18 protein-coding genes are annotated in these 22,513 nt (G+C 27.1%); 2 read left to right on the top strand and 16 right to left on the bottom strand.

Features of this window, described 5'->3' with window-relative positions:
• Positions 1-78: 78 nt before the first annotated feature.
• On the bottom strand, positions 79-1,419 hold the full coding sequence (locus tag BM119_RS03580; RefSeq protein WP_242948302.1) for an MATE family efflux transporter: 1,341 nt from the start codon (positions 1,417-1,419) through the stop codon (positions 79-81).
• A gap of 241 nt (positions 1,420-1,660) precedes the next feature.
• The gene (locus BM119_RS03575) at positions 1,661-2,779 is read right to left on the bottom strand and encodes an MGDG synthase family glycosyltransferase (RefSeq protein WP_090038974.1); all 1,119 of its coding nucleotides are present in this window, start codon (positions 2,777-2,779) and stop codon (positions 1,661-1,663) included.
• A gap of 384 nt (positions 2,780-3,163) precedes the next feature.
• Here BM119_RS03575 and BM119_RS03570 point away from each other — a divergent pair, with 384 nt between their 5' ends.
• On the top strand, positions 3,164-4,522 hold the full coding sequence (locus BM119_RS03570) for a DUF2334 domain-containing protein (protein ID WP_090038972.1): 1,359 nt from the start codon (positions 3,164-3,166) through the stop codon (positions 4,520-4,522).
• Between the two features lie 68 nt (positions 4,523-4,590).
• Here the strand turns inward: BM119_RS03570 and BM119_RS03565 are convergent, their stop codons facing one another.
• The 4 genes from BM119_RS03565 to BM119_RS03550 form a co-directional block, all read right to left on the bottom strand.
• Positions 4,591-5,790 carry an alanyl-tRNA editing protein gene (locus BM119_RS03565; RefSeq protein WP_090038970.1) on the bottom strand — a complete coding sequence of 400 codons (1,200 nt, stop codon included), beginning with the start codon at positions 5,788-5,790 and terminating at the stop codon, positions 4,591-4,593.
• A 345-nt stretch (positions 5,791-6,135) separates the two neighbouring features.
• Positions 6,136-6,477 carry a hypothetical protein gene (locus BM119_RS03560; protein WP_090038969.1) on the bottom strand — a complete coding sequence of 114 codons (342 nt, stop codon included), beginning with the start codon at positions 6,475-6,477 and terminating at the stop codon, positions 6,136-6,138.
• 11 nt (positions 6,478-6,488) lie between these two features.
• Entirely contained in the window at positions 6,489-7,037 is a 549-nt protein-coding gene (locus tag BM119_RS03555; protein ID WP_090038967.1) for a nitroreductase family protein, read from the bottom strand.
• A gap of 171 nt (positions 7,038-7,208) precedes the next feature.
• Positions 7,209-7,715: a GNAT family N-acetyltransferase gene (locus BM119_RS03550; protein WP_090038965.1), complete on the bottom strand. Its 507-nt coding sequence runs from the start codon at positions 7,713-7,715 to the stop codon at positions 7,209-7,211.
• 379 nt (positions 7,716-8,094) lie between these two features.
• On the opposite strand from BM119_RS03550, the gene BM119_RS03545 reads away from it, so the two are divergent.
• Entirely contained in the window at positions 8,095-8,622 is a 528-nt protein-coding gene (locus BM119_RS03545) for a TetR/AcrR family transcriptional regulator (protein ID WP_090038963.1), read from the top strand.
• Positions 8,623-8,782: 160 nt separating this feature from the next.
• Here the strand turns inward: BM119_RS03545 and BM119_RS03540 are convergent, their stop codons facing one another.
• From BM119_RS03540 to BM119_RS03495, 10 genes are all read right to left on the bottom strand, one after another.
• Complete coding sequence (locus BM119_RS03540) at positions 8,783-9,343, bottom strand: DUF3867 domain-containing protein (protein ID WP_090038961.1); 561 nt, start codon at positions 9,341-9,343, stop codon at positions 8,783-8,785.
• Positions 9,344-9,375: 32 nt separating this feature from the next.
• Positions 9,376-10,911 carry a GTP pyrophosphokinase gene (locus BM119_RS03535; protein ID WP_090038960.1) on the bottom strand — a complete coding sequence of 512 codons (1,536 nt, stop codon included), beginning with the start codon at positions 10,909-10,911 and terminating at the stop codon, positions 9,376-9,378.
• Between the two features lie 189 nt (positions 10,912-11,100).
• Positions 11,101-12,600, bottom strand: a complete 1,500-nt coding sequence (gene yjeM / locus BM119_RS03530) for a glutamate/gamma-aminobutyrate family transporter YjeM (RefSeq protein WP_090038958.1) — start codon at positions 12,598-12,600, stop codon at positions 11,101-11,103.
• A 255-nt stretch (positions 12,601-12,855) separates the two neighbouring features.
• Entirely contained in the window at positions 12,856-14,373 is a 1,518-nt protein-coding gene (yjeM, locus tag BM119_RS03525; protein WP_090038956.1) for a glutamate/gamma-aminobutyrate family transporter YjeM, read from the bottom strand.
• A 937-nt stretch (positions 14,374-15,310) separates the two neighbouring features.
• Complete coding sequence (locus tag BM119_RS03520) at positions 15,311-17,035, bottom strand: ferredoxin hydrogenase (RefSeq protein ID WP_090038955.1); 1,725 nt, start codon at positions 17,033-17,035, stop codon at positions 15,311-15,313.
• Positions 17,036-17,470: 435 nt separating this feature from the next.
• Complete coding sequence (locus tag BM119_RS03515; RefSeq protein ID WP_090038953.1) at positions 17,471-17,842, bottom strand: hypothetical protein; 372 nt, start codon at positions 17,840-17,842, stop codon at positions 17,471-17,473.
• 24 nt (positions 17,843-17,866) lie between these two features.
• The gene (locus BM119_RS03510; protein ID WP_090038952.1) at positions 17,867-20,047 is read right to left on the bottom strand and encodes a DNA topoisomerase III; all 2,181 of its coding nucleotides are present in this window, start codon (positions 20,045-20,047) and stop codon (positions 17,867-17,869) included.
• Between the two features lie 28 nt (positions 20,048-20,075).
• On the bottom strand, positions 20,076-20,261 hold the full coding sequence (locus BM119_RS03505; RefSeq protein ID WP_090038950.1) for a hypothetical protein: 186 nt from the start codon (positions 20,259-20,261) through the stop codon (positions 20,076-20,078).
• A gap of 485 nt (positions 20,262-20,746) precedes the next feature.
• On the bottom strand, positions 20,747-21,886 hold the full coding sequence (locus tag BM119_RS03500) for a DEAD/DEAH box helicase (protein WP_090038948.1): 1,140 nt from the start codon (positions 21,884-21,886) through the stop codon (positions 20,747-20,749).
• A 429-nt stretch (positions 21,887-22,315) separates the two neighbouring features.
• Positions 22,316-22,480 carry a zinc-ribbon domain-containing protein gene (locus tag BM119_RS03495; RefSeq protein ID WP_090038946.1) on the bottom strand — a complete coding sequence of 55 codons (165 nt, stop codon included), beginning with the start codon at positions 22,478-22,480 and terminating at the stop codon, positions 22,316-22,318.
• Positions 22,481-22,513 lie beyond the last annotated feature (33 nt).

Below are 22,513 nucleotides of genomic sequence, written 5' to 3'. Positions count from 1 at the left end.
TTTTTTAGTTTATTATTATTTCAATATACAACTATATATATATTATTTTATTCTCAATTTCTATAAAAGTTAAAACCCTTATACAACTCTTCTTATCCACTTATCCGACTTAAGTCTATATACACAAAGTATAAATTTCACTACTTCTTCAAGACACGTTAATCCAACTACATATTCCACAGGAAATTTAAATACTAATGCACCTAAAAATGCCATTGGTACACCTATTAACCACATTGTAGATACTTCTATATACATAGCTTTTTTTACATCGCCTCCGCCCCTTAAAATTCCCACAACAACTACTATGTTGAATACTCTAAAAGGAGCAACCATTGCCATAACTTTCAATATGTTTGCTGATGCATATACAACTTCATTTGATACTTTAAAAAATTTCATAACTATTGGAGTGGATGCAACCATACATAATCCTAATATAATTCCAACAATTATTGATATTGCATAGAATTTTTTTGCATAAAATTTTGCTTTTTTATTATCACCAGCACCTATAGTGTTTCCTATTATAACTAAAGATCCACTAGCTAATCCAAATGTAACAACCATAAATAAATTTTGTACGTTATTGCAAATTTGTATAGATGCCTGAGCAGATGTTCCAATAAAACCATATGCTATAGAATACGATATAGTTGCAAGTGCCCAACAGCTTTCATTAATAACAACTGGTAGAACATCTCTTATAATATTTAAATAATATTTAAAATCAAAATTTAAATATTCTCTTAATTTACCATGTATAATACTTCTTCTATTAAAAGTTACATATAATATTATAGCAAATTCTATTATTCTAGCTATAACTGTTGCTACAGCTGATCCATCAACTCCCAAAACAGGAAATCCAAATTTTCCAAACACTAATATGTAATTAAATACTATATTTATAATGACAGCACAAAAACTTACACACATAGGAATTATAGTTTTCTCCATGCACTTCAATGCTGATGACAACATTATACTTATAGCTGTAAATATGTAACTTATACTCACTATTCTTAAATATGATGACGATAATTCAATAACTTGTTTTTCCCTTGAAAATATAGTAACAATAAATTCTGGAAATATTAAAGCCATTAATGTAAATATAATCCCTAAAATTGATGCAGTTATCGTTCCTATACCCACTATTTTCTTTATATTTTTATTATCTCTTTTTCCCCAAAATTGTGATATATATATACTACATCCGCCACTTACTCCTAGGAGTATAAGGTTTAATAAAAAGAAGAATTGGTTTGCAATCCCTACCGCTGCTACAGCCTCTTCTCCTAAAGTACCTACCATTACAGTATCAAACATATTAAGTGATGAAACTATTAAGCTTTGAAGAGTTATTGGTAAAGCTATTTTTAAAAGTTTAGTATAAAATTCTCGTTCTTTTGACAAAATCTTTCCTCCTTATGCATTTTAAGTATACATAAGTTATTATATATTATTTTTTATTGTAATAGTAATATTTCATTAAAAAATACGAATATTAATAAAATTTTTGAAACAAATATTTTCTTTTTCACCATACATACTCTTTAAACTTAAATAGATCTTTATATATAATATTTTTATATCAAATAATAAATGTTAGTTTAAAAAAGGTAATGAATACTTATAAGTATTCATTACCTTTTTTCTAATTATTTTTTGAAAGTTTTTCTATTAAATTTAAAATATTTTCGTTACACTTTGATTTGTCAAATGCCAAACATTTATTTTTCATATCTTTTAACTTATCCTTATCTCTAAGAAGTTTACCAACTTCATTTTTGCATTTATTACCATTACCGATAGTTATAGCCATATTATTTTCTATTAAGAACCTTGCATTTCCTTCCTCCTGCCCCGGTATTGCATCAAAAATTATCATAGGCAAATTGCAACTTAAAGCTTCCGATGTTGTAACTCCACCAGGTTTTGTTATAATAACATCCGATATTTTCATAAATTTATTTACTTCTGTTGTAAACTCTATAAGCTCAGTTTTTTTATTACTTACTTCTACCTTATAAGATAACTCATCAAACAATTTTTTATTATTACCTGTAATAACTATAATTTGAATATCTAAAGGTATATTAGAAATCTCATCGTATATGGTAGATATGTTTTTCACGCCAAAACTACCCGCCATAACAAGTATAGTAGTTTTACCTTCTTTAAAACCTACTTCATGCATTATCTTTGTTTTATCAAATTCTTCTAAAAACTTCTTATCCACTGGTATCCCGTATGGATACACTTTTTTATCACTTATCCCTCTATCAATCATCTCATTCTTCATAGTTTCACTAGCTACAATATATGCATCAACACGAGGCTTTATCCAAGTGTTATGTGCTATATAATCTGTCATTATGCACATCAATGGTATATCTATTTTTTTCCTTTCTTTAAGAAGTGAAATCATTTCAGTGGAAAAAGGATGAGTAGTTATTATTATATCTGGCTTAAAATCATTTATTAATGGTGCTAATTTTTTGCTAAATATTAAATTCATTTTGCCCACCATAGAAGTTAATTTACGCTTTTGATCAGTAAGTTTATATAATCTTTTGTAGACTAGAGGAAATTCTTTAGCAAGTGTAGTATATCCACCTGATACTACCTTATTTAATGTAGGATTTATGTATTTTATTGTATCAATTACCCTAACATTGGCATCTTTATCCTGTGTTTCAATAAAATTTTTTAATGCTTCAGAAGATGCCATATGACCTCCCCCTGTAGATGCCGATAGAATAAGAATATTCATAACGATCTTCCCCTCTATATTTAAATATTTTTAATAACCAATACATACTTATGTTATATATTATAAGCTATAAATTACAATAGAATAAAAACCCTGATGGAATCAGGGCTTAAACACATATCTATATAGCCTAAATTAATTCATATTAAATGTATATAATACAATTTTCACATGTTATTATATCATACAATTCTACATACTTCAATAATTTTCAATATTTTTACAGTCATTTTTCTATTTATTCAATTACTTTAGATTTTAAATTTTATATTAATAATCTATTTTCCACATTTAAATTATCTTTTAAAAGTTTCAAATGATGTACTAATTTACTATTACAATAAATATTATACTACAATATGATAAATGAAATGAGGTATATATATGAAACTTAAAAGATATATTTATACTTGTATTGCTATTTTACTGCTAATAACTACTATATTGGGAACACTTACTTTCTTTAATTTCTTTCAGGGATGGGTAAAAATTAAAAACGGAAAAATTATAACTAATATTCTGCCTAAACATCTATACTCTTCCCCTTATGTTCCAAAATTAAATTTTGAATGTTCAAAAACTTCTAAGGACAATAATATAAAAATATGTATGTTAGGAAAGCCATTAAATTTAACTAATCAAGTATATTTAAAGTCTCAAAGATATTATATTCCTATTGATAAAATTTCACATTACCTTGATTTTAAATTTAAAATCAATGATTCGTCAATAGAAATAGATAATATAACAATTAATAAAAATAATAATTCTTTTAAAGTTGGAGATAAAACTCTTTATTTGAGAGGAAAAATTTTGACCATAGACTCTCTCCCTTATTTATCTATATCAGATATAGAAAAAATATTTAATTTAACAGCGTGTTTTTATTATAATGATAATATTATAAATTTTGTTCCAAAATTAGAACCTAGTTATATATGTGATAAATCTTTAAACGGTCCCTGTGCACTTTTAAGATTAGAAGATTTTGGGGCAAGCCCTTATATATCTGACGAAAAAAACATAATGAAAATAAAAGTTATAGGTAACTTTTTAGAAGAAAATAATATAAAATTTCACGTATCTTGGGTTCCTAGGTATGTTTGCCCTGAAAAATCCATTGATAATGATTTATTATCCATTAATAACTTACAAAATATAGCATTTATTAATATTATGGACAATCTTATTTTTCAAGGTGCTTCTATAGGACTGCATGGATACACTCATCAGTTTTGTAATGAGGAAAGTTTTTCCGGAACAGAATTTTCTAAAGAATGTAATAATGATTTAGAATCAACTAAATCAATTATTGAAAAGGCTATTGATACAGCTAGCGCATTAAATATTCCTCTAGACTTTTTTGAAAGTCCTCATTATGATGCAACTAAGGAGCAATTAGACATAGCCTCAAATTATTTTCAATATATTTATCAACCTTATAGTATTTTTAGTTTTACTACACTAAAAATTATAAAAAATACTATATACATCCCAACGCCTCTTGGCTATGTAAAAGATTTAAACACAGAGCCAATAATAAAAAGACTAATTAACCACTTACCTTATGAGCTTTCAAGTTTTTACTATCATCCTACTATAGAATTTGATTTTATTGATATCACTTATAGTGATATCAATTTAAGCATTAATTACTCAAAAAATTCACCTTTACATGAAATTATATATACTCTAAAATCACACGGCTATGTTACTTCTTATGTTAAAGATTTTAGCCGTTAAAACCCATTCTTAAAGATAAACAAAAACACTACATAAATACAAATAAATTATTATGTAGTGTTTTTTATTTAAGCTTCTCTTTTTATTTTATTAATTGCATAATCTATACATGAATCTAAATTATTGTTATTCTTTCCACCACCTTGAGCTAGAAAATTACTTCCACCACCTCTTCCATCAATAAGGGTTATACTATCACTTAATAAATCTTTCATTGTTATGTTTTTTATGTTCTTCGAACATCCAAATATAAGATTAACTTTGTCTATAGATTGTATTGCCATTAATGCAATTGTGTTTTCATTTTCTACAAGTTTAGAAATAACTTTATTTACATACTTTGCATTTTCATTTTTGTACACCTTACTTATAACTATTAAGTCTTTAATTTTATGTGCATTATCTATCATTTCTTTTATTTCATATTGACTTAATTTATCCTTTGCCTTTTTATTCTCATCTATTAATCTTTTTAAATCATCATTTAAATTTTTTATTCTATTTATAGTCTCGTCTTCGCTGCTATTTAAAAATCTACATACCTCTCCATATAACATATCTTTTTTTAATGAGTCATTAATTGCCCTTTTTCCTGCTAAAAACTCTATTCTTGTGTTTCCCTTATGTTTTTCATATTTTTTTATTTTTATCATCCTAAGATCTAATGTATTATTAGGATGAACTCCGCAACATGCATTTATATCTAAATCTCCTATTTTTACAACCCTTATTTCCTCATTTGTTTTTGGCAAAATTCTTCTTAATTTAAATTTACGTAACTCTTGTTTTGTTGGTACAAAAGACATCACATCTAAATTCTTATTAATTACTTCATTTGCATAAATTTCTACTTTTTTTACTCTTTCATCATCTAGTTCTCCAACTATATCTACAGTACTAAAATCACTTCCTAAATGAAAACTTGCAGTATTTTGATTAAACAGTTCATAAAAACATCCTGAAATAACATGTTGAGCTAAATGTTGATGCATTCCATCCTGTCTTTTATCCCAATCAATGTTACATTTTAGCCCCTGATTTTTTCCAGGCTTTGCATCCAATATATGGTATACAACTCCATTTTCTTCATACACATTTAATACAACTTCATTTTCTATTATTCCTGTATCACAAAATTGTCCTCCGCCCCCTGGGAAAAATGCTGTTTTATCTAAAACTATATGAAATTTATTCTCTAGTTCATTTATATCAACTATATTTGCTGTAAATTCCTTAATATATTGATTTTCATAATAAATCTTTTCCACAAAAAAACTCCCTTTCTTATACAATGCAGTGATTTTACCCCATATATACTATTGAGAATAACCTTATAAAGTAAATATAAATTCACTTAAAACTCGCCACTTTCCCATAGTTCAGATTGTCATGTTCAAAATCATTTTTTCTAAATTTCAACCTTATTAATACATTCTTTTTAATGACCTCACTCTGAAGCTAAAAATCACTTTATACATTAACTCTATTCAACATTATATCATTAAATTTATTTTTAAATATAAAAAACTCACAAAATGTTCTTTATTAAACATACATTTTGTGAGTCTCATATATTTCAGCATTTATACCATAGGTTTTTATATCTTTGTATATTATTCTAGTATATCAATTATCCATTTTCCACAATTAACACACTTGTATATTCTTATAACAAATAAGTCTAAATGCTTTCCTTCCATGACCCCTTTATTAGCATCCAATTCTGATTTTAATATAAACTCATCATCCTCATCTATAAATCCTTGAATTTCTGAAAAATAATTCATCTTTGTTTCTTCACAACAATCATTAATTTGGACACACTCTATTTTTTCTAGTGTTAACTCATCTTGAAGATCTTCTATTATAGGTATTAAATCTAAAAATTCATTTAAATCATCTTGATAATCTTTTTTATTAAAGTCTGTTCCTTGTATTGCAAATAATTTATCCATAGTAATCTCCCTTACTTTATATATGTGAATACATCTGCATTTCTCTTTATGCTATGTATATTACATTCATCGGATATATATCCAATTCCTACTGCATAGTACGGTTCATAGCCATCTTTTATATTTAACACCTTTGCTTCCTCTATTTTAAAAAAATAATTTACAAGTCCTAGCCAACATGTTCCTATATTTAAACTGGTTGATTCTAACATCATATTCTCTACAGCTGCTGAACAATCTACTAATGGTGAATATGAATCTTTTTTACCTGATACAATTATAAGTGTGGGCACATTGTGTACTATACTTCTATTTGAACTTCCTATTTTAGCTATCCATTCTTCATTACTTTTAGCCATCTCAGCTTTTGATAAATCACTTATCTTTTCTATTAATTCTTTGTTTTGAATTACAGTAAAATGCCAAGGCTGATCATTGTGTCCACTTGGAGCATGTACTGCCGCCTCTAATATTAAATTTAATTCTTCCTCTTTTATTTGATTTTCTTTAAATTTTCTTATACTTCTTCTTTTCTTTATTACTTCAATTATGTTATCCATCTTTTATCCTCTTTTTATCTTATTTAATAATTTTTATTCCATGCCTAATATTACTAATTAAAACTTTTAACTTTTCTATTTCAAAATTAATCTCTCTTGTTACTTTCAATTTAATTTATCTAATCATTAAGATTAATGTATTTATTTTAATCAAATCTGATGTACTTGTATCTAACACTTTAATATATATAAGTATTCATCGTTATTTTCATCATATTTATTATTCCCATATACATCTTTTATAACAGAACTAGGCAATCTAAATCTTTTACCTGTGTTTTCAAATCCATATGATATATACATTTTTCTAGCTCTTTCATTATCATTATGAAATGTAAGATATATATCCTTTCCAGTGCTTATTTTCTTTATAGTATAGAGTATAACTTCAAATGCCATTTTTCCATACCCCTTACCCTGATGTTTAATATCTATAAAAAAGTTAAACATTTTATATCCCTTTATTTCATCACAATATCCATACATTACAAAACCTATAAGTTCATCATCATTATATATAGCCTTTGCAATCAAATTTTTGTCCATTGATGCCCACACCATTGAGTAGGATGCTGAATCTACAAATCTATATACAACTTGTAAATGCTTTCCGCTTTCTGGTTTAAGCATAACTACATCTTCCCAATTTTCTTCATTTATATCTTTTAAAACTATCATGACTTTATTCCTTTCATTTCAATATTATATAATCAATACATATATATTTAATACTTAAAATATATAACGGCTCTTCCCACTTAAATGTTAGATAAGCTAATCTAGGATTGGTAGCACCTATTCTTCTACACCTCATAAAAGGATGTAGATGTTAAGAATCGTATACCTTTCAGTATTATCAATTGAATATACTTACTCTTTCTATATTATAGCCAGATTCTTATATATATTTCAAGATAATCTAAGGTATAGCTTACTTTTTTCACATATTAATAGTAAAATATACTAGAAAACATAAATTTACAGATTATATTTTATATAAAATGACTTATTAATTTATATAATTTGAACATAGTTCATTAATAAAGGAGTTATAATAATGCCTAAAATAATTGAGAATGTTAGAAGCAAATTGCTTAATGAAGGAAAAAAACAATTAATATCAAAAGGATATTATAAATTAAATGTAAGAGATATTACAAAACAATGTGGTATAGCTATAGGAACATTTTATAACTATTTTCCAAGCAAAGAACATTTGGTAATGGAAATATTTGAAACCGATTGGAATAAAATCACCTTATCTCTCCAAAAAATTGAATTATCAAATTCATCTTTAAAAGATAAACTTAGAACATTATATACAAACATAGATAAATTTCTTAAAAATTATAGAAACATATTTTTTGAAATGAGTTCTAGAAACTATGAATGCTCTAAAGATAATATTATAGATCCTTTATACGATTCTTTAGAGAATATTATAAGATTTCATAGGGTTAAAAATGAAGTAACTAATCCTATAGAAGATAAGAAACTTGCTTATGTAATTATTAATAACTTAATTCATATTTCAAAAAATACTTATATAACTTTTGATGAGCTTTTTAATTGTTTAAATATATAAAAAACTTATCTGAAGATTATATGAGTTAATCAAGGGGCATAGCATCTGTTAACTACCACCTTGTAAAAGGGGTGAAGTGTTTACAGGTGGTAGTCATCGGATAATTTTAAAAATACTTTATATTAAGAAAACCAACCTCTCCTAGAAGAGGTTGGTTTTCTTAATATTTATAACTTTTAACATTTTCAAATATTGACACATTTAGTTCTTTGTCATCTACTACCTTTTTATATGAACATATAAATTCATTCAATTCAGAATCACTTAAATTCACTTTACCTTCGCTTTTTATAATAATATTATTTTCATTTAGCATTATCTCTACATTATTTAAAGAGTTTTTTATAGAATACAAAGAGAAATTTTCAATTTTTATTTTCCCATTATATTTTTCCTGAAAACTAATATTTTTTCTCATATTTTCATAATCTAAGTTCATATTAAGACTTGATGTATCAACACCTAATCCTTTCATTTGCTCAGTTATATTATCCATATCAAATCCATATCTCTTCATCATTTCTTTTTGTATATTAAAAAACTTCTCTTGAGATATATTGTTTTCAGCCATGTATTTATTTGTTTTTTCATATAAATCTTTTATAGTTATTTGACCCTGAGATAATGAATAATATAAATCATATATGTATGCCTCAAACTTGTCTACATCCTTATCTCTAGCCCTATTTTTAAGCTGATTAAAATCTATAATATCCATAATAATCTCTCCTTACTACTAAAATTTATTTTTAATTAAACTGATTTATTTAAGATTGATAAGAAATCTTCTGGTTTAACTTTAGATAATAGATTCATATAATCTAAATATCTAAATAATAATTCACTTAGTTCTTCTTTACAACATTTTCTATTTAAATTATTTATAAACTCCTCTATATCTTCTATATTAAGCTTATCATTAAATATAGATAAAATTTTAAGAGATAACATTTTGGTGTAAATATCTTTTTTTTCTTGCCACTGTGTGAAATCCTCTATATCCTCATTAACCAAATCTATTACCTTTTCTATTGCATCATTAATTTTATCTAAATTATCATCATATATAAAGTCAATTGAATCTAATCTATTAAAACTATCTGCAATAATGTTCATAAAACATTCTTTTACATTTAAAGCTTCATCATCTGTGAAACCAATTGGCAATTTCAAAAATCCCTCATTGCAATAAAATCTATTTCTTAGGAAACTAATAAAATTTTCAAGATCCTCACAGTTATTTCCTTCTTCTATTGTGAATAATATTCTAAAAAACAAATTCCATTGAAATTCTTCATTTATTGACTCTACTAGAAGTTCTCCTATAGATTTCGAAAAATTATCCTTAAATTCTATTGCTCTTTCAAATTTTATTTCTTTGTCAAATTCAATTTCGTTTTGTGATATTTCATTTAACCTAGAAATTGTTTTTGTTATAGTGGACACATACTCCTCAACATACTCAACATTATTTGTTCTAAATATATATTTCATAATAGTGTCACATGGTTTTTTAAAATCTACTACAAACCCTATACTATTTTTCATTCTAGTAGAAAATATATCATAAATTATTTTTGATAATAATTTTTCAGATTGATTTTTCCTTATTTGTGGATTCATAGTGTTTTGATTGTTAAATTGATTAAAAATTATAAGCAGTTGGTTATCTATCATTGACAAGTTTTTCTTTATAGACCCCATAATATCCTTTAAAAATGTATCACCTAACATATAATTATAATTTTTATATATTATTTTATGTTCTATCTCTCCCCAAAATATATTAACCAAAGATTTTATTTGAAGTTCAAAATTTATTGACATATCATTAACTTCATATTTTCCGTCAATTCTATAAATTTTAAATCCATTTTTTTGTTTTTGAGGTTGTTTTCCTCTTAAATCTAATCTTATATTAGGTGTCAATGCATTATAATATAATCCATCATCATATATTTTGTTAAAGTACTTTCTTATAATTTTATATATATTAGCTTCATCGTCTACAAATCTACATTCTAATCTTATCCCTATTAAATCAGATAAATTAGATAATAACTCCTCTGGTGTCTTGTACTTATTGTAGTAATTATTTCTTAATATCTTTTCTTTTAAACTACCCTTAGTTTTAACTCTGGAATTTACATTTAAGTATCCTTCATTTTTCTCAATTATTAGTTGCTCAAAAAATATTGACAGGTCATCTGATGCTGTTTCTAAAGCATCTTTAGAATTCTCCAAAACGCCTATAACCTCATCAATAAACTTAAACATTTTTAATGACATAGTAATCCTCCTAGTTGCAGTTATTCCTGTTGTTTAAGCATATTCTCCTCTATACCTAGTATATCTTTTTAAAAACACTAATTCAACTTATTGTATAAAACTTAATATATAATTAATTACTTTTAAAATTAAAAGCCCTAATGAATATCATTAAGGCTTTCTTAAAACTTTAAATTAAATATATAAATATTATCTTTTTAAATAGTTTTTTTCATAATTATTATAAAGTAATACTGCTATTAAGGTAAATATAACTGGTCCTCCAATCATCCATATAGTTGATGCCATATCACCATTTATAGCTGGCTCTATTATTGTAAATAGATTAGCAAATCCAACGGTTAATGTAACTATTACAGATGCAATTAATGCTGTTGAATAACTATTATAAACTTCAAATGGTTTCTTTATGCTGTCTTTCTTCTTAAATTTAGGAAATGCAACTGCTAAAAATAAATATGGTATAGTCATTGCAACGTTTGTCATAAGCACTAGCTTTTTAAAGAACTCTGAAGCTCCTTCTCCACCAAATGATACTAGGAATATCATTATACACACTATAAAAGCTTGAACTATCATTGCAACTCTTGGCATACCATCTTCTATTTCCCCTATTTTACCTGGCCATAACTCCTTTGGAGTTCCCTCTATTAATTGTTTTAATGGTGCATATGTTAATGTAAAGAATGCTCCACTTAATGCAAGGAACATGGATATACCAACAAATCTAGCTACCCATACACCCATACTTAATGATGCTGTTTGAGTTAACCCTAACCCTAAGCCTATCTCAACACCTAAGTTCTTCATCATTACATAGGCAACATTACCCATATGAACTGTATTGAAAGAAAGAACTTCTCCCCAATTAACAAATATACCACAAAGGAATATTCCAAGTGCATATCCAACAGATATAATTATTGCAGCTATTTTTAAACCTTTTGGAAATATTACTTCTGCATTTTCAGTTTCATCCACAACTCCACCAACAACTTCTATTCCACCAAATGCAAATATAGCAAAAACTAAAAATGATAACACTGATATAGATGATTGATACTGTGGATTTGGTGATTGTACAAATGAAGACACTGATGTTATAGGCTGTGCTAATTGTCCTTTATTAGCTATTAAAACAACCATAGCTCCAACTAACAAAAGAATATTTAAGAATGATACAGCTATTCCACCTATAGATGTTACTTTTGTTATCTTTTCTAACCCTTTTGAAGCTGTAATTGTAACAAATATTATCCATATTATTCCTAAAACACCTAATGTTTGAGTTGAATTTAATCCAAACAAGGACCAAGATGCTGTATTATCTGATCCAAATATAGCATTTGAAAAAGGTATCCATATACTTGAAGAAACGTTAACCATCCAAACTACATAAGATGCATACCACATAAATGTTCCTATAAATGCATATTTAGATCCAACAGATTTCTCCATCCATGAATAAATACCACCCTTTTCACTTTTAAAAGCAGCCCCATATTCTGCCATCATAAATGCATATGGTATAAAAAATGTTATTGCAGAAAGTATGTACCATGGAATAGCACCATATCCCATTAAGTAATATGATCTTGGCATGTTAGCAAACCCAAATACTGATGTAAATATCATTAATATTAAAGGTACTAATGTTAACTTTTTATTCTTTTGTTCATTTACAGACATTTCTCTTCCTCCTATGTATGCTTTTAAAAATATGAGTATAACTATACATAAACATACAATAAAAATAATATAAATTTTTAATAGTCATACTTTCATATATAATATATGAAAGGTATTATTTATTAATTTTTACTTTTATAATGTTTAGTTTGTTATTTTTTTTAGTTTTTATACCTATAATTTCTATATGTTTATAGCCATACAAAAAAATAAAAACCAAGGAAATAAATTTCCTTGGTTTTTCATTAAATCGTATTAAGCTACGTTATCTTTCTTACTTACAAGATTTTTCTTTTCATAATTTCCAAATAACAATAATGCTATTAATGTAAAGACAATTGGTCCAGCTATCATCCATATAGTATCACCATAATTTCCTTCAATCGTTGGTTTTATTATGGTAAATATATTAGCAAATCCAACTACTAAACTAACTACAACTGCTGCAATTACTGCACTTTTTTCGCTCTTATAAGCTTCGAAAGGTTTTACTATATCCTTATTTTTCTTGAATCCTATGAAAGCAAGTGATAAGAATATATAAGGTATTGTCATTGCAACGTTAGTCATAAGTATTAGTTTTGAGAAGAATTCAGTAGCACCTTGTCCACCAAATGATACTAAACCTATCATTGCACAAACTATTATTGCTTGAATTTTCATGGCGTTCTTTGGCATTCCATCTTCTATTTTGCCCATTTTTCCTGGCCAAATTTCTTTTGGTGATCCTTCTATTAATTGCTTTAATGGCGCATAAGATAATGTGAAGAATGCTCCAGTTAATGCAAGGAACATTGATAATCCAACAAATCTAGCAACCCAAGCTCCTATAGTTAAAGCTGTTGCTTCTCCTAATCCAAAGCCCATACCTATTTTATATCCTAATTGTTGCATCATTACATATGCAACATTACCCATATGAACTTCTTTTCCTGCAAGTGATCCAGCCCAGTTAACAAATATACCACAAAGGAATATTCCTATAGCATAACCTACACAGATTATAATTGCTGACATTTTTAATCCTTTTGGGAATGTAGTTTCAGCATTTTCTGTTTGGTCAACAACTCCACCAACAACTTCTATTCCCCCGAATGAAAATATAGCAAAAACTACAAATGATAACATTCCAAGTGTACTTTGATAAGCAGGGTTAGGTGAATCTACTAGTGATGCAGCTGATACTATTGGTTCAGCTAACTTTCCACCATTACATGCTAGTACAACTATGGCACCTACTAATAAAACAACATTCAGTAATGCAACTGCAGTTCCTCCAACAGATGTTACCTTAGTTATTTTCTCTAATCCTTTAGAAGCAGTAACTGTAACAAATATTATCCATAAAATTCCTAATACTCCTAAAGTTTGAGTTGTGTTTAGTCCAAATAAAGACCAAGCTTGTGTAGTATCTTTTCCCATTATTGCGTTTGATGCTGGTATCCATATACTAGCTGAAACGTTTACCATCCATATTATGTATGAAGCATACCACATAAATGTTCCTACAAAAGCATATTTAGCTCCAACAGATTTTTCCATCCAAGAGTATATTCCACCCTTTTCACTTTTAAATGCTGCTCCATATTCTGCCATCATAAATGCATATGGAATGAAAAATAATAGTCCTGAGAATATGAACCATGGAATAGCACCATATCCCATTAAGTAATATGATCTTGGCATGTTAGCAAATCCAAATACTGATGTAAATATCATTAGTATTAATGGCACTAACGTTAGTTTTTTAGTTTTTTCTCCATTTGAAGACATCTTTTTTCCCCCTAATTCAATGTTTAATTTTATGTTTCTATATATAAGTATACATAATGCACCAATAAAATCAATGTTTTTACTTTTTGTTATTTTTATTATTTTCAATAAAAACGACACATTATTAATAGTTAAACTTGATTTTTATTATTTAATGAAAATTTTCTTGCATTTCCTATTAAATAATAGATAAATTCTTGATTTTTTTTGAAATATATCATAAAAATTTAGTTGATTTTTAATAATCTTGTGATATAATTCACAATTTTTGTATATTTTTGTAATTTTGTACGTGATTATAAATTTTCATCTCAATTTTAAATACACCACCACTTTAAAGGTTACAACATTATCTATTACCCCTTATTCCATACCCTTTTATTGATAAAAATTTATTATTATTTATTTATACATTGTTAAAATTTAATTTAATTAAAAATATTTTTCTTTTGCCAAATTTTATTCTTTTTATTTTAGATTTTAATAATTTTTCATTCAATATTGCAATTATTGTTTCATTTACTTAACATTGTCCTTATCTGCTTCTTTTTTATTATATATTAATTATGTATACTAGATTACCCTAAAAATATATTTCACTAACCATACTAGCTTAATTTTAACCATGCTATAATTTAATTTAAACATACTAATACGTTTAAATTAAATATTATTATGAACTTCCTATTTCTATACGTATTACCTATTTTTTTATATCCCTTATTATATCTATAGGATTTTTACTTTTAACTACTTTAACTTTTAAGTAAAAATTGTATATTACTTTTCATGTTTCATTTAAATCTTTCACACTGCTCCTACTTTTTACTATTAAGAATGTATAATATTTATTTCTATATTATGTATGTTTCATTAAAATTTGTTATAAATATAACAAAGAAACTTATTTGAGTTTATCAAATAAGTTTCTTATTAATTATTTTACATATTTATGATGTAATATCTCATGAGCCTTACCCTTGCCTGGCATACCCATGTAACCTTCATACATCTTAATTAAAGCCCCATTTTCATGAGATTTTCTTTTCTTAAGAACCTTATCTTGATTATATAATACAGACGCTCTTACTTGTCTTATATTTATGTTTTCCCTATCCTTGGCACTAACATGTGGTTGACCACCACCATCAACACAACCTCCAGAACATGCCATAACCTCTATAAAATGATATTTCTTACTTTGAATTTTCCCTGATTTTATAAATTCAAATACATTTGCTGCTCCATTTATTACTGCCATATTATATTCTTTTCCATCTATTTCAACTGTAGCTTCTTTTATTTCATTTAATCCCCTTACTTGTTTATATTCTATATTTTCAAGTTCTTTTCCCTCTATAAATTCCTTAGCACTTCTTATTGCTGCTTCACATACCCCACCAGTAGCTCCAAATATGGCTCCCGCTCCTGTGTATTCTCCCATAGAAGGATCAACCTCACTATCCTCTAGTTTTGCGAAATCTATTTTTGCATCCTTTATAATTTTTGCAAGTTCTCTAGTTGTTATAACAGCATCTATATCCCTTAACCCGTTAGTTTCCATTTCTATTCTATCCGCTTCATATTTCTTAGCTGTACAAGGCATTATTGTTACTGTAAAAACACTTTCTGGATTTAAATTTTCTACACTTGGATAATAAGTTTTGCTTGCAGCTCCAAATATTTGTTGAGGAGATTTAACTGTTGATATATTATTTAAGAACTCTGGATAATAATTTTCAACTTGTCTTACCCAAGCTGGGCAGCACGATGTAAACATTGGAAATGGTCCATTGTTTTTTATTCTTTCAGCCAACTCTGTTGCCTCTTCCATTATTGTCATATCAGCCCCAAAATTTATATCAAATATTTTATCAAATCCTAACATTCTTAATGCTGTATAAAGCTTTCCTGTTACGTCTACTCCATATCCCATCCTAAACTCTTCACCCATAGCAGTCCTAATAGATGGCGCAATAGCAACTATAACGTGCTTTTCAGGATTTCCCAAAGCATTTTTAACTCTATCCATATGAGTTTTTTCTGACAAAGCATCAACAGGGCATGCCGCTACGCATTGTCCACATAATAAACAATTTGTTTCATCAAAACATTTTAATCCTTCAGTACCTATAACTTTGTCTTGTCCCTTTTGAATAAATTGTATGGTGCATGTACCTGTTTTTTTCTCACAGGCTCCTACGCACCTACCACACTTAACACATTTTGTTCTATCTATAACTAAAGATTTACTTCTATCATCTATGTATTCTGTTTTATTGGTTACTATAAATGGTTTGCTAGCTCTAGCCTTATGTTTTATAATAAGTTTTAAAAATTCGCATGTTTCTCTTCTTTTGCATGGTCCACATTTGAATTCATGACTATCCAAAAGTACAGATAGTTTATTCTTTATTGAATCTTCTACTCTTTCACTATTAGTAGTAATAACCATGTCTTCTTCTACCACTGTATTACATGCCATTACTAAATCATCATATCCTTCTATTTCAACCACACATATTCCACAATTTCCAACATCGTTACAATCCTTTAAAAAACAAAGAGTTGATATATCTATTCCATTTTCTCTTGCTGCTTTTAATATTGTCGTATTATTTTCAACCTCTATGTTTTTGTTGTTTATTATAATTCTTACCATAACATCCTCCTATGTGTGCACCATTATCCATTAAGTCATCACGAAATCGACATTTTAAATTCTAGCACAGGTTTTTAAAAATATCATTATTAATCCACTTCTATTATTATTAAATATTGCTAATTTAAATGTTTTAATCTTCCGCATACTGTTTCACATAGGTATTTTTCTCATGGATGCATTAATAGTACCTTATATTAATATAATTTTTTGTTGTAAAATCAAGAAGAAAGTTTTTACATTTCATTATATAAGTTCTAACTTAGAAAATTCATAATTTTCTAAGTTACCTTGTTAGGAATTATCAAAATCACAATTTAAATTCAAATGAATAAACTTTTTTAGAATTTATATATCTATGATTTTCAAGAAAACAAAAAGGTATATTTTCATATGTATTTTCCATTGATACAATATAAAAATATACCTTTAATATTATCTTTTCAAGATTTCTCCAGTTAATGTTTTCATATCCTTTAATGAATATTGATATCCAACTTTTAGATTATCACTTTTACTTTTCCCCATATCCTCAACCCCCATAAGCGGCTGAAATTCTTTTCTTGTTTTCTTTGTTTTTAATATTAGTATTTCATTATCGTTATACTTTAAAACTTCTTTTCTTGATATGGATATTATACAATTACATTTCAGACATTTATACCTAAACCTTACTCCTTGAAAAGTAAACTGTTGCTCATGTAACCATTCTGTCTTATTTAAGCACATAGGACATATTGGTAAATTACTATTTATAAATTTTTCAGGAAGTGCCCCTATAAATAACCTTTTCTTTCCAAATGCCATATATTACTCCTCCTTATGGTGCTATTATTTTAAATTCAACTTTGCTAAGGCTTCTGCAAGAGCTGAGTTTACTGGTTCATCATTTTCTTTTTGTATTTTCTTTATATATTTCTGAGCCTCTTTTTTAGATACATTTTGAGATTCTTTTTTCTTTCTTTCATTAAATGAATTTAATTTTTCTCTATATCCACAACCACAAACAAATATCCTTCCATCTCCCTCACCACGAAGTTCTAATTTCTTATGGCAATTTGGACATCTTGAATTTGTTACCATTGCTAAATTCTTTCTTTCTCCACATTGTCTGTCCTGACATACAAGCATTCTTCCTTTTTTTGTGTTTACCTGAAGCATTTTTTTGCCGCATTTTGGACATTTCTCTCCAGTTACATTTTCATGAATAAATTTTTCTCCACTATTTTTTATTTCATTTACTATAACTTTTGAATATTCTTTCATATCATTTATGAAAACATTTTTATTAAGTTTTCCTTTAGATATATTATTAAGTTTTTGTTCCCATTTAGCCGTAAGTTCTGGAGATTTTAAATCCCTTGGAACAAGATTCAATAGTTGGCTTCCTTTAGATGTTATATATATATCCTTACCTTTCTTTTCAAGTAAGAAAGTATTGAATAATTTTTCAATAATATCAGCTCTTGTAGCTACTGTTCCAAGTCCACCAGTTTCCCCTAGAGTTTTAGCCAATTCATTATTGCTACTTTCCATATATTTCGCAGGATTTTCCATAGCAGATAAAAGAGTACCTTCATTAAACGGTGCTGGTGGCTTAGTTTCTCCACTAGTCTCTTTTATATTAATAACCTTTAATATTTGTCCCTTAGTTACATCAGGTAGTAATTGATTTTCTTTACTATCCTCACCATGCTCTTCTTTAGAATATATTTCTTTAAACCCTAATGATATTATTCTTTTTCCTTTTGCTTTAAATACTTCTTCTCCAATTTCAGCTTTCAATGTAATTTCTTCATACTCACATGGTTTGCTTAAAACTGCTAAAAATCTTTTTATAACTAGATCATAAATTTTTCTTTCCTTATCTCCTAATTTACTCAAAACAATGCTTTCTTCTGTTGGAATTATAGCGTGGTGATCTGATACTTTACTATTATCCACAAAAGACTTACTTCCTTTTATAGTTCCTTTTAATATATTCATTGCAACTTTAGAATATGGACCTGTCATACAAACTTTTACTCTATCTTTTAATGTGTCTACCATATCATCTGTTAAATATCTTGAATCTGTTCTTGGATAAGTAAGAACCTTATAATTTTCATATAGTCTTTGCATTATTGATAAAGTTTCTTTTGCAGAGTATCCAAAAATTCTATTTGCATCTCTTTGAAGTTCTGTTAAATCATAAAGCTTTGGTGCATATTCCTTTTTCATGGATTTATTTAGTTCCTTAACTATTGCATCCTTTGACTTTATATTTTTCAAACTATCTTCTACTTCTTTTTTATTAAATGTTTTTGTATCATTGTTTCTTTTATTTTGCCACGTTAACCTCATTCCCTTAACATCTGCACTTATTCCATAATAAGTTTTTGGCTTAAAATTCTTTATTTCATCTTCTCTCTTAGCTATCATTGCTAAAGTAGGTGTTTGAACTCTTCCACAAGAAAGACTTGTATTATATTTACAAGTTAATGCCCTTGTTGCATTTATTCCTATTACCCAATCAGCCTCTGCCCTAGCTACAGCTGAATAATATAAATTTTCATATTCTTTTCCTGGTTTTAATTTACTGAATCCTTCTTTTATTGCTTTGTCCGTAACAGAGGATATCCATAGTCTTTTTAATGGCTTTCTGTTATGTACCTTGTCTAGTATCCATCTTGCCACAAGTTCCCCTTCACGTCCTGCATCAGTAGCTATAACTATCTCACTAACATCATTTCTATTTATTTGTTCCTTTACAGCACTAAACTGTTTTCCACTAGATTTTATAACAACGATCTTAAATCTATCTGGAATCATTGGCAATGTTTCCATTTCCCAATTTTTAAATCTATCATCATATGCTTCTGGGTTTGCTAAAGTAACTAAATGTCCTAATGCCCACGTTACAATATATTTATCTCCTTCAAGACACCCATTGCCTTTTTTATTACATCTCAAAACTCTAGCTAAGTCTCTTCCTACTGAAGGTTTTTCAGCTAAAACTAATATTTTACTCATATTAATATCCTTTCAGTCTTCTCTTAAATTATTTTTCTTCCTTTATTTTATCAATTCCATTAACTTCTATAAGCTCACTTTTAGAAAATCCATTTTTAAAGCATCTTATTTGTTTATAATTAATTCCATTCATCTTGAAATCCAAAACATCTATTCTATCACCTTTATATGTAACAGGCTCTGTATTTCCTTTTAAATAAACATTAACTTCCATAGTGTAACTCCTCCTATGCTTATCTTAGGCACATGAAAGAAAATAACAAGTCAAAGATGCCATGTATATTTTGTGTCAGACAAGAAAGTGATATTAGTTCATAGCATAGACTATGGGCTAATATGGCTGACACAGTATGGCACAAAATAGACTAGCATACTGACTTGTTATTTTTTTTGAATGTGCCTTATTGCCACTAATAATATATAGATATTTAAATTATATCACTAAAACCATTTTTTTAGCTAAAAAAGTGCATATTAAAATAAATGGATGTGTAAAATTTATCTTACACATCCTAATTATCTTATATTAAAATCTTATTTTTTCTTACTTCCTTTGTTTTTAGTATCCTTTTTACCAGTATTTTTTTTAGTTGATCCACTTTTACTTTTGCCCTTGTCTGGCATATCTCCATCCCCCTAATAACATATATTAATAGTTAATATTATGCTCTTAAAGGTTTCAATATGACTAAAGACTATCTAATCTTCTGAAATTTTACCATTAGCTACTATAAGCTTTGGTATATCTAATCCTAGTTTATCTTCAAATTTCTTTATTATTTTTTCTTCTTTTGGATCTATTAAGGAATATGCTACTCCTAAATTTCCCGCTCTACCAACTCTACCAACTCTATGTATATAGTCCTTAGAATCTTCTGGCATATTTAAGTTTATAACATGAGTCATACCTTTTATATCTAATCCCCTAGCCGCTATGTCTGTTGCTATTAATAATGTAGCCTTACCTTTTCTAAAATTATCCAAGGCCTTTTTTCTATCATCTCTTCCATTATTACCATATAAAGCTTCTGCCTTTATCTTATGGAAGCCAAGCTTTTTTAAGGCTATTCCTACATCATAGGTATTATTTATAAATACTAAAGCCTTTTCTATCTTATCTGCATAAACTATCTTTCTTAATTCCTCTATTTTCTTTCTATTTTCCACTAAAAAATATCCATGAGTTATATCAGGGTTTACTCTATTCTCTTCTTCAACCCTTATTACTTCAGCATCATTCATTATAGATTGTGCACCTAATATTGACTCTTCCGTAAGAGTAGCTGAAAACATCATTATTTGTATATCTTCTTTTAATTGGTCTACTAATTTTTTAGTACTGTCTACATTTTTTTTATCAAAAAGCTTATCACTTTCATCCAAGACAATAGTATCTACTTTTCTAGCATCTATTTTTTTCTTTTTAATAAGATCTAAAATTCTTCCACCTGAACCAACTAATATATTAGGTTTTGATTTTAATTTATCTATTTGTCTATTTATATTTGCACTTCCTATTAGTGAAGTTGATGTAAAATCAAGATTTCCTTTTTCCCTTAATTCAACTAATGCGTTATGAATTTGAGCTACTAATTCATGAGTTGGTGCAAGAATTATACATTGTACCTCTTTTTTAGAACTATCTATATTTTGTATTATAGGCAAAAGGTACGCTAAAGTTTTGCCTGTTCCTGTTTCTGATTGAGCTACAATATTTTCTCTTCTCAATGCAACTGGTATAGCCTTCTTTTGTATTTCTGTAGGTTCAACTATTTTTAATATTTCCAATGCATTAACTATTTCTTTTTCAAGTCCTAAACTATTAAATTTATTTTCCATTTATATCCCTCTTCTTCTTTACACTCTATGTAAACTTAATCTTATATTTTTCCATTTTTATTATATGTATATATTTATATTAATAATCAATTTTATCAGTTGTTTTTTTACTTGTCAAAATTAATTATTTAGATTAAAAGTTGTTACACCTCACTCTAATTGAAATCGAGATTTTACAATTTACAATTAAAACTTGTAGACTTTCTAAATATGAAGTTGAACTTTATGGTTGAAAATCACAGGTTTTCTTGAAAATATTTTTTATTTCAGAAATCTTCCTAATAAGGTTTCATACTTCATTCTGAATTTAAAAATCTCTCTAATTATAGAATTTTCTCAATTTTTCAGACTTAAAAAATTCTATACTTTCTTATACATTAAAAAAGACTATAAGAGAAACTCCTATAGTCATAAAATTCTTAATAATGATTATCTTTCAAATCTTCTATTGCTTTGAGCTTTTTTAGCTTTTCTACAATCTAAACATCTCTTAGGCTCGTTATCGAATCCTTTTTCTTTGTAGAATTCTTGCTCTCCTGCAGTAAATACAAATTCATTTCCACAATCAACACATACTAAAGTCTTATCTTCCATTTTATATTCCTCCATTTTATAAGATTTAAAGTT

The sequence above is a fragment of the Clostridium frigidicarnis genome (genome assembly GCF_900111985.1).
Classification (GTDB): domain Bacteria; phylum Bacillota; class Clostridia; order Clostridiales; family Clostridiaceae; genus Clostridium_Z; species Clostridium_Z frigidicarnis.
Note: the sequence above shows the minus strand (reverse complement) of the source record. Positions and strands in the feature narration are given on the sequence as shown.

Excerpts from the sequence above, each read along its gene's own strand:
- BM119_RS03560 (WP_090038969.1), bottom strand. The coding sequence starts at position 6,477 with ATGGATAAATTATTTGCAATACAAGGAACAGACTTTAATAAAAAAGAT.
- BM119_RS03505 (WP_090038950.1), bottom strand. The coding sequence starts at position 20,261 with ATGGAAGTTAATGTTTATTTAAAAGGAAATACAGAGCCTGTTACATAT.
- BM119_RS03520 (WP_090038955.1), bottom strand. The coding sequence starts at position 17,035 with ATGGTAAGAATTATAATAAACAACAAAAACATAGAGGTTGAAAATAAT.
- BM119_RS03575 (WP_090038974.1), bottom strand. The coding sequence starts at position 2,779 with ATGAATATTCTTATTCTATCGGCATCTACAGGGGGAGGTCATATGGCA.
- BM119_RS03545 (WP_090038963.1), top strand. The coding sequence starts at position 8,095 with ATGCCTAAAATAATTGAGAATGTTAGAAGCAAATTGCTTAATGAAGGA.
- BM119_RS03500 (WP_090038948.1), bottom strand. The coding sequence starts at position 21,886 with ATGGAAAATAAATTTAATAGTTTAGGACTTGAAAAAGAAATAGTTAAT.
- yjeM (WP_090038958.1), bottom strand. The coding sequence starts at position 12,600 with ATGTCTGTAAATGAACAAAAGAATAAAAAGTTAACATTAGTACCTTTA.
- BM119_RS03555 (WP_090038967.1), bottom strand. The coding sequence starts at position 7,037 with ATGGATAACATAATTGAAGTAATAAAGAAAAGAAGAAGTATAAGAAAA.
- yjeM (WP_090038956.1), bottom strand. The coding sequence starts at position 14,373 with ATGTCTTCAAATGGAGAAAAAACTAAAAAACTAACGTTAGTGCCATTA.
- BM119_RS03495 (WP_090038946.1), bottom strand. The coding sequence starts at position 22,480 with ATGGAAGATAAGACTTTAGTATGTGTTGATTGTGGAAATGAATTTGTA.
- BM119_RS03535 (WP_090038960.1), bottom strand. The coding sequence starts at position 10,911 with ATGTCATTAAAAATGTTTAAGTTTATTGATGAGGTTATAGGCGTTTTG.
- BM119_RS03550 (WP_090038965.1), bottom strand. The coding sequence starts at position 7,715 with ATGATAGTTTTAAAAGATATAAATGAAGAAAATTGGGAAGATGTAGTT.
- BM119_RS03570 (WP_090038972.1), top strand. The coding sequence starts at position 3,164 with ATGAAACTTAAAAGATATATTTATACTTGTATTGCTATTTTACTGCTA.
- BM119_RS03515 (WP_090038953.1), bottom strand. The coding sequence starts at position 17,842 with ATGGCATTTGGAAAGAAAAGGTTATTTATAGGGGCACTTCCTGAAAAA.
- BM119_RS03510 (WP_090038952.1), bottom strand. The coding sequence starts at position 20,047 with ATGAGTAAAATATTAGTTTTAGCTGAAAAACCTTCAGTAGGAAGAGAC.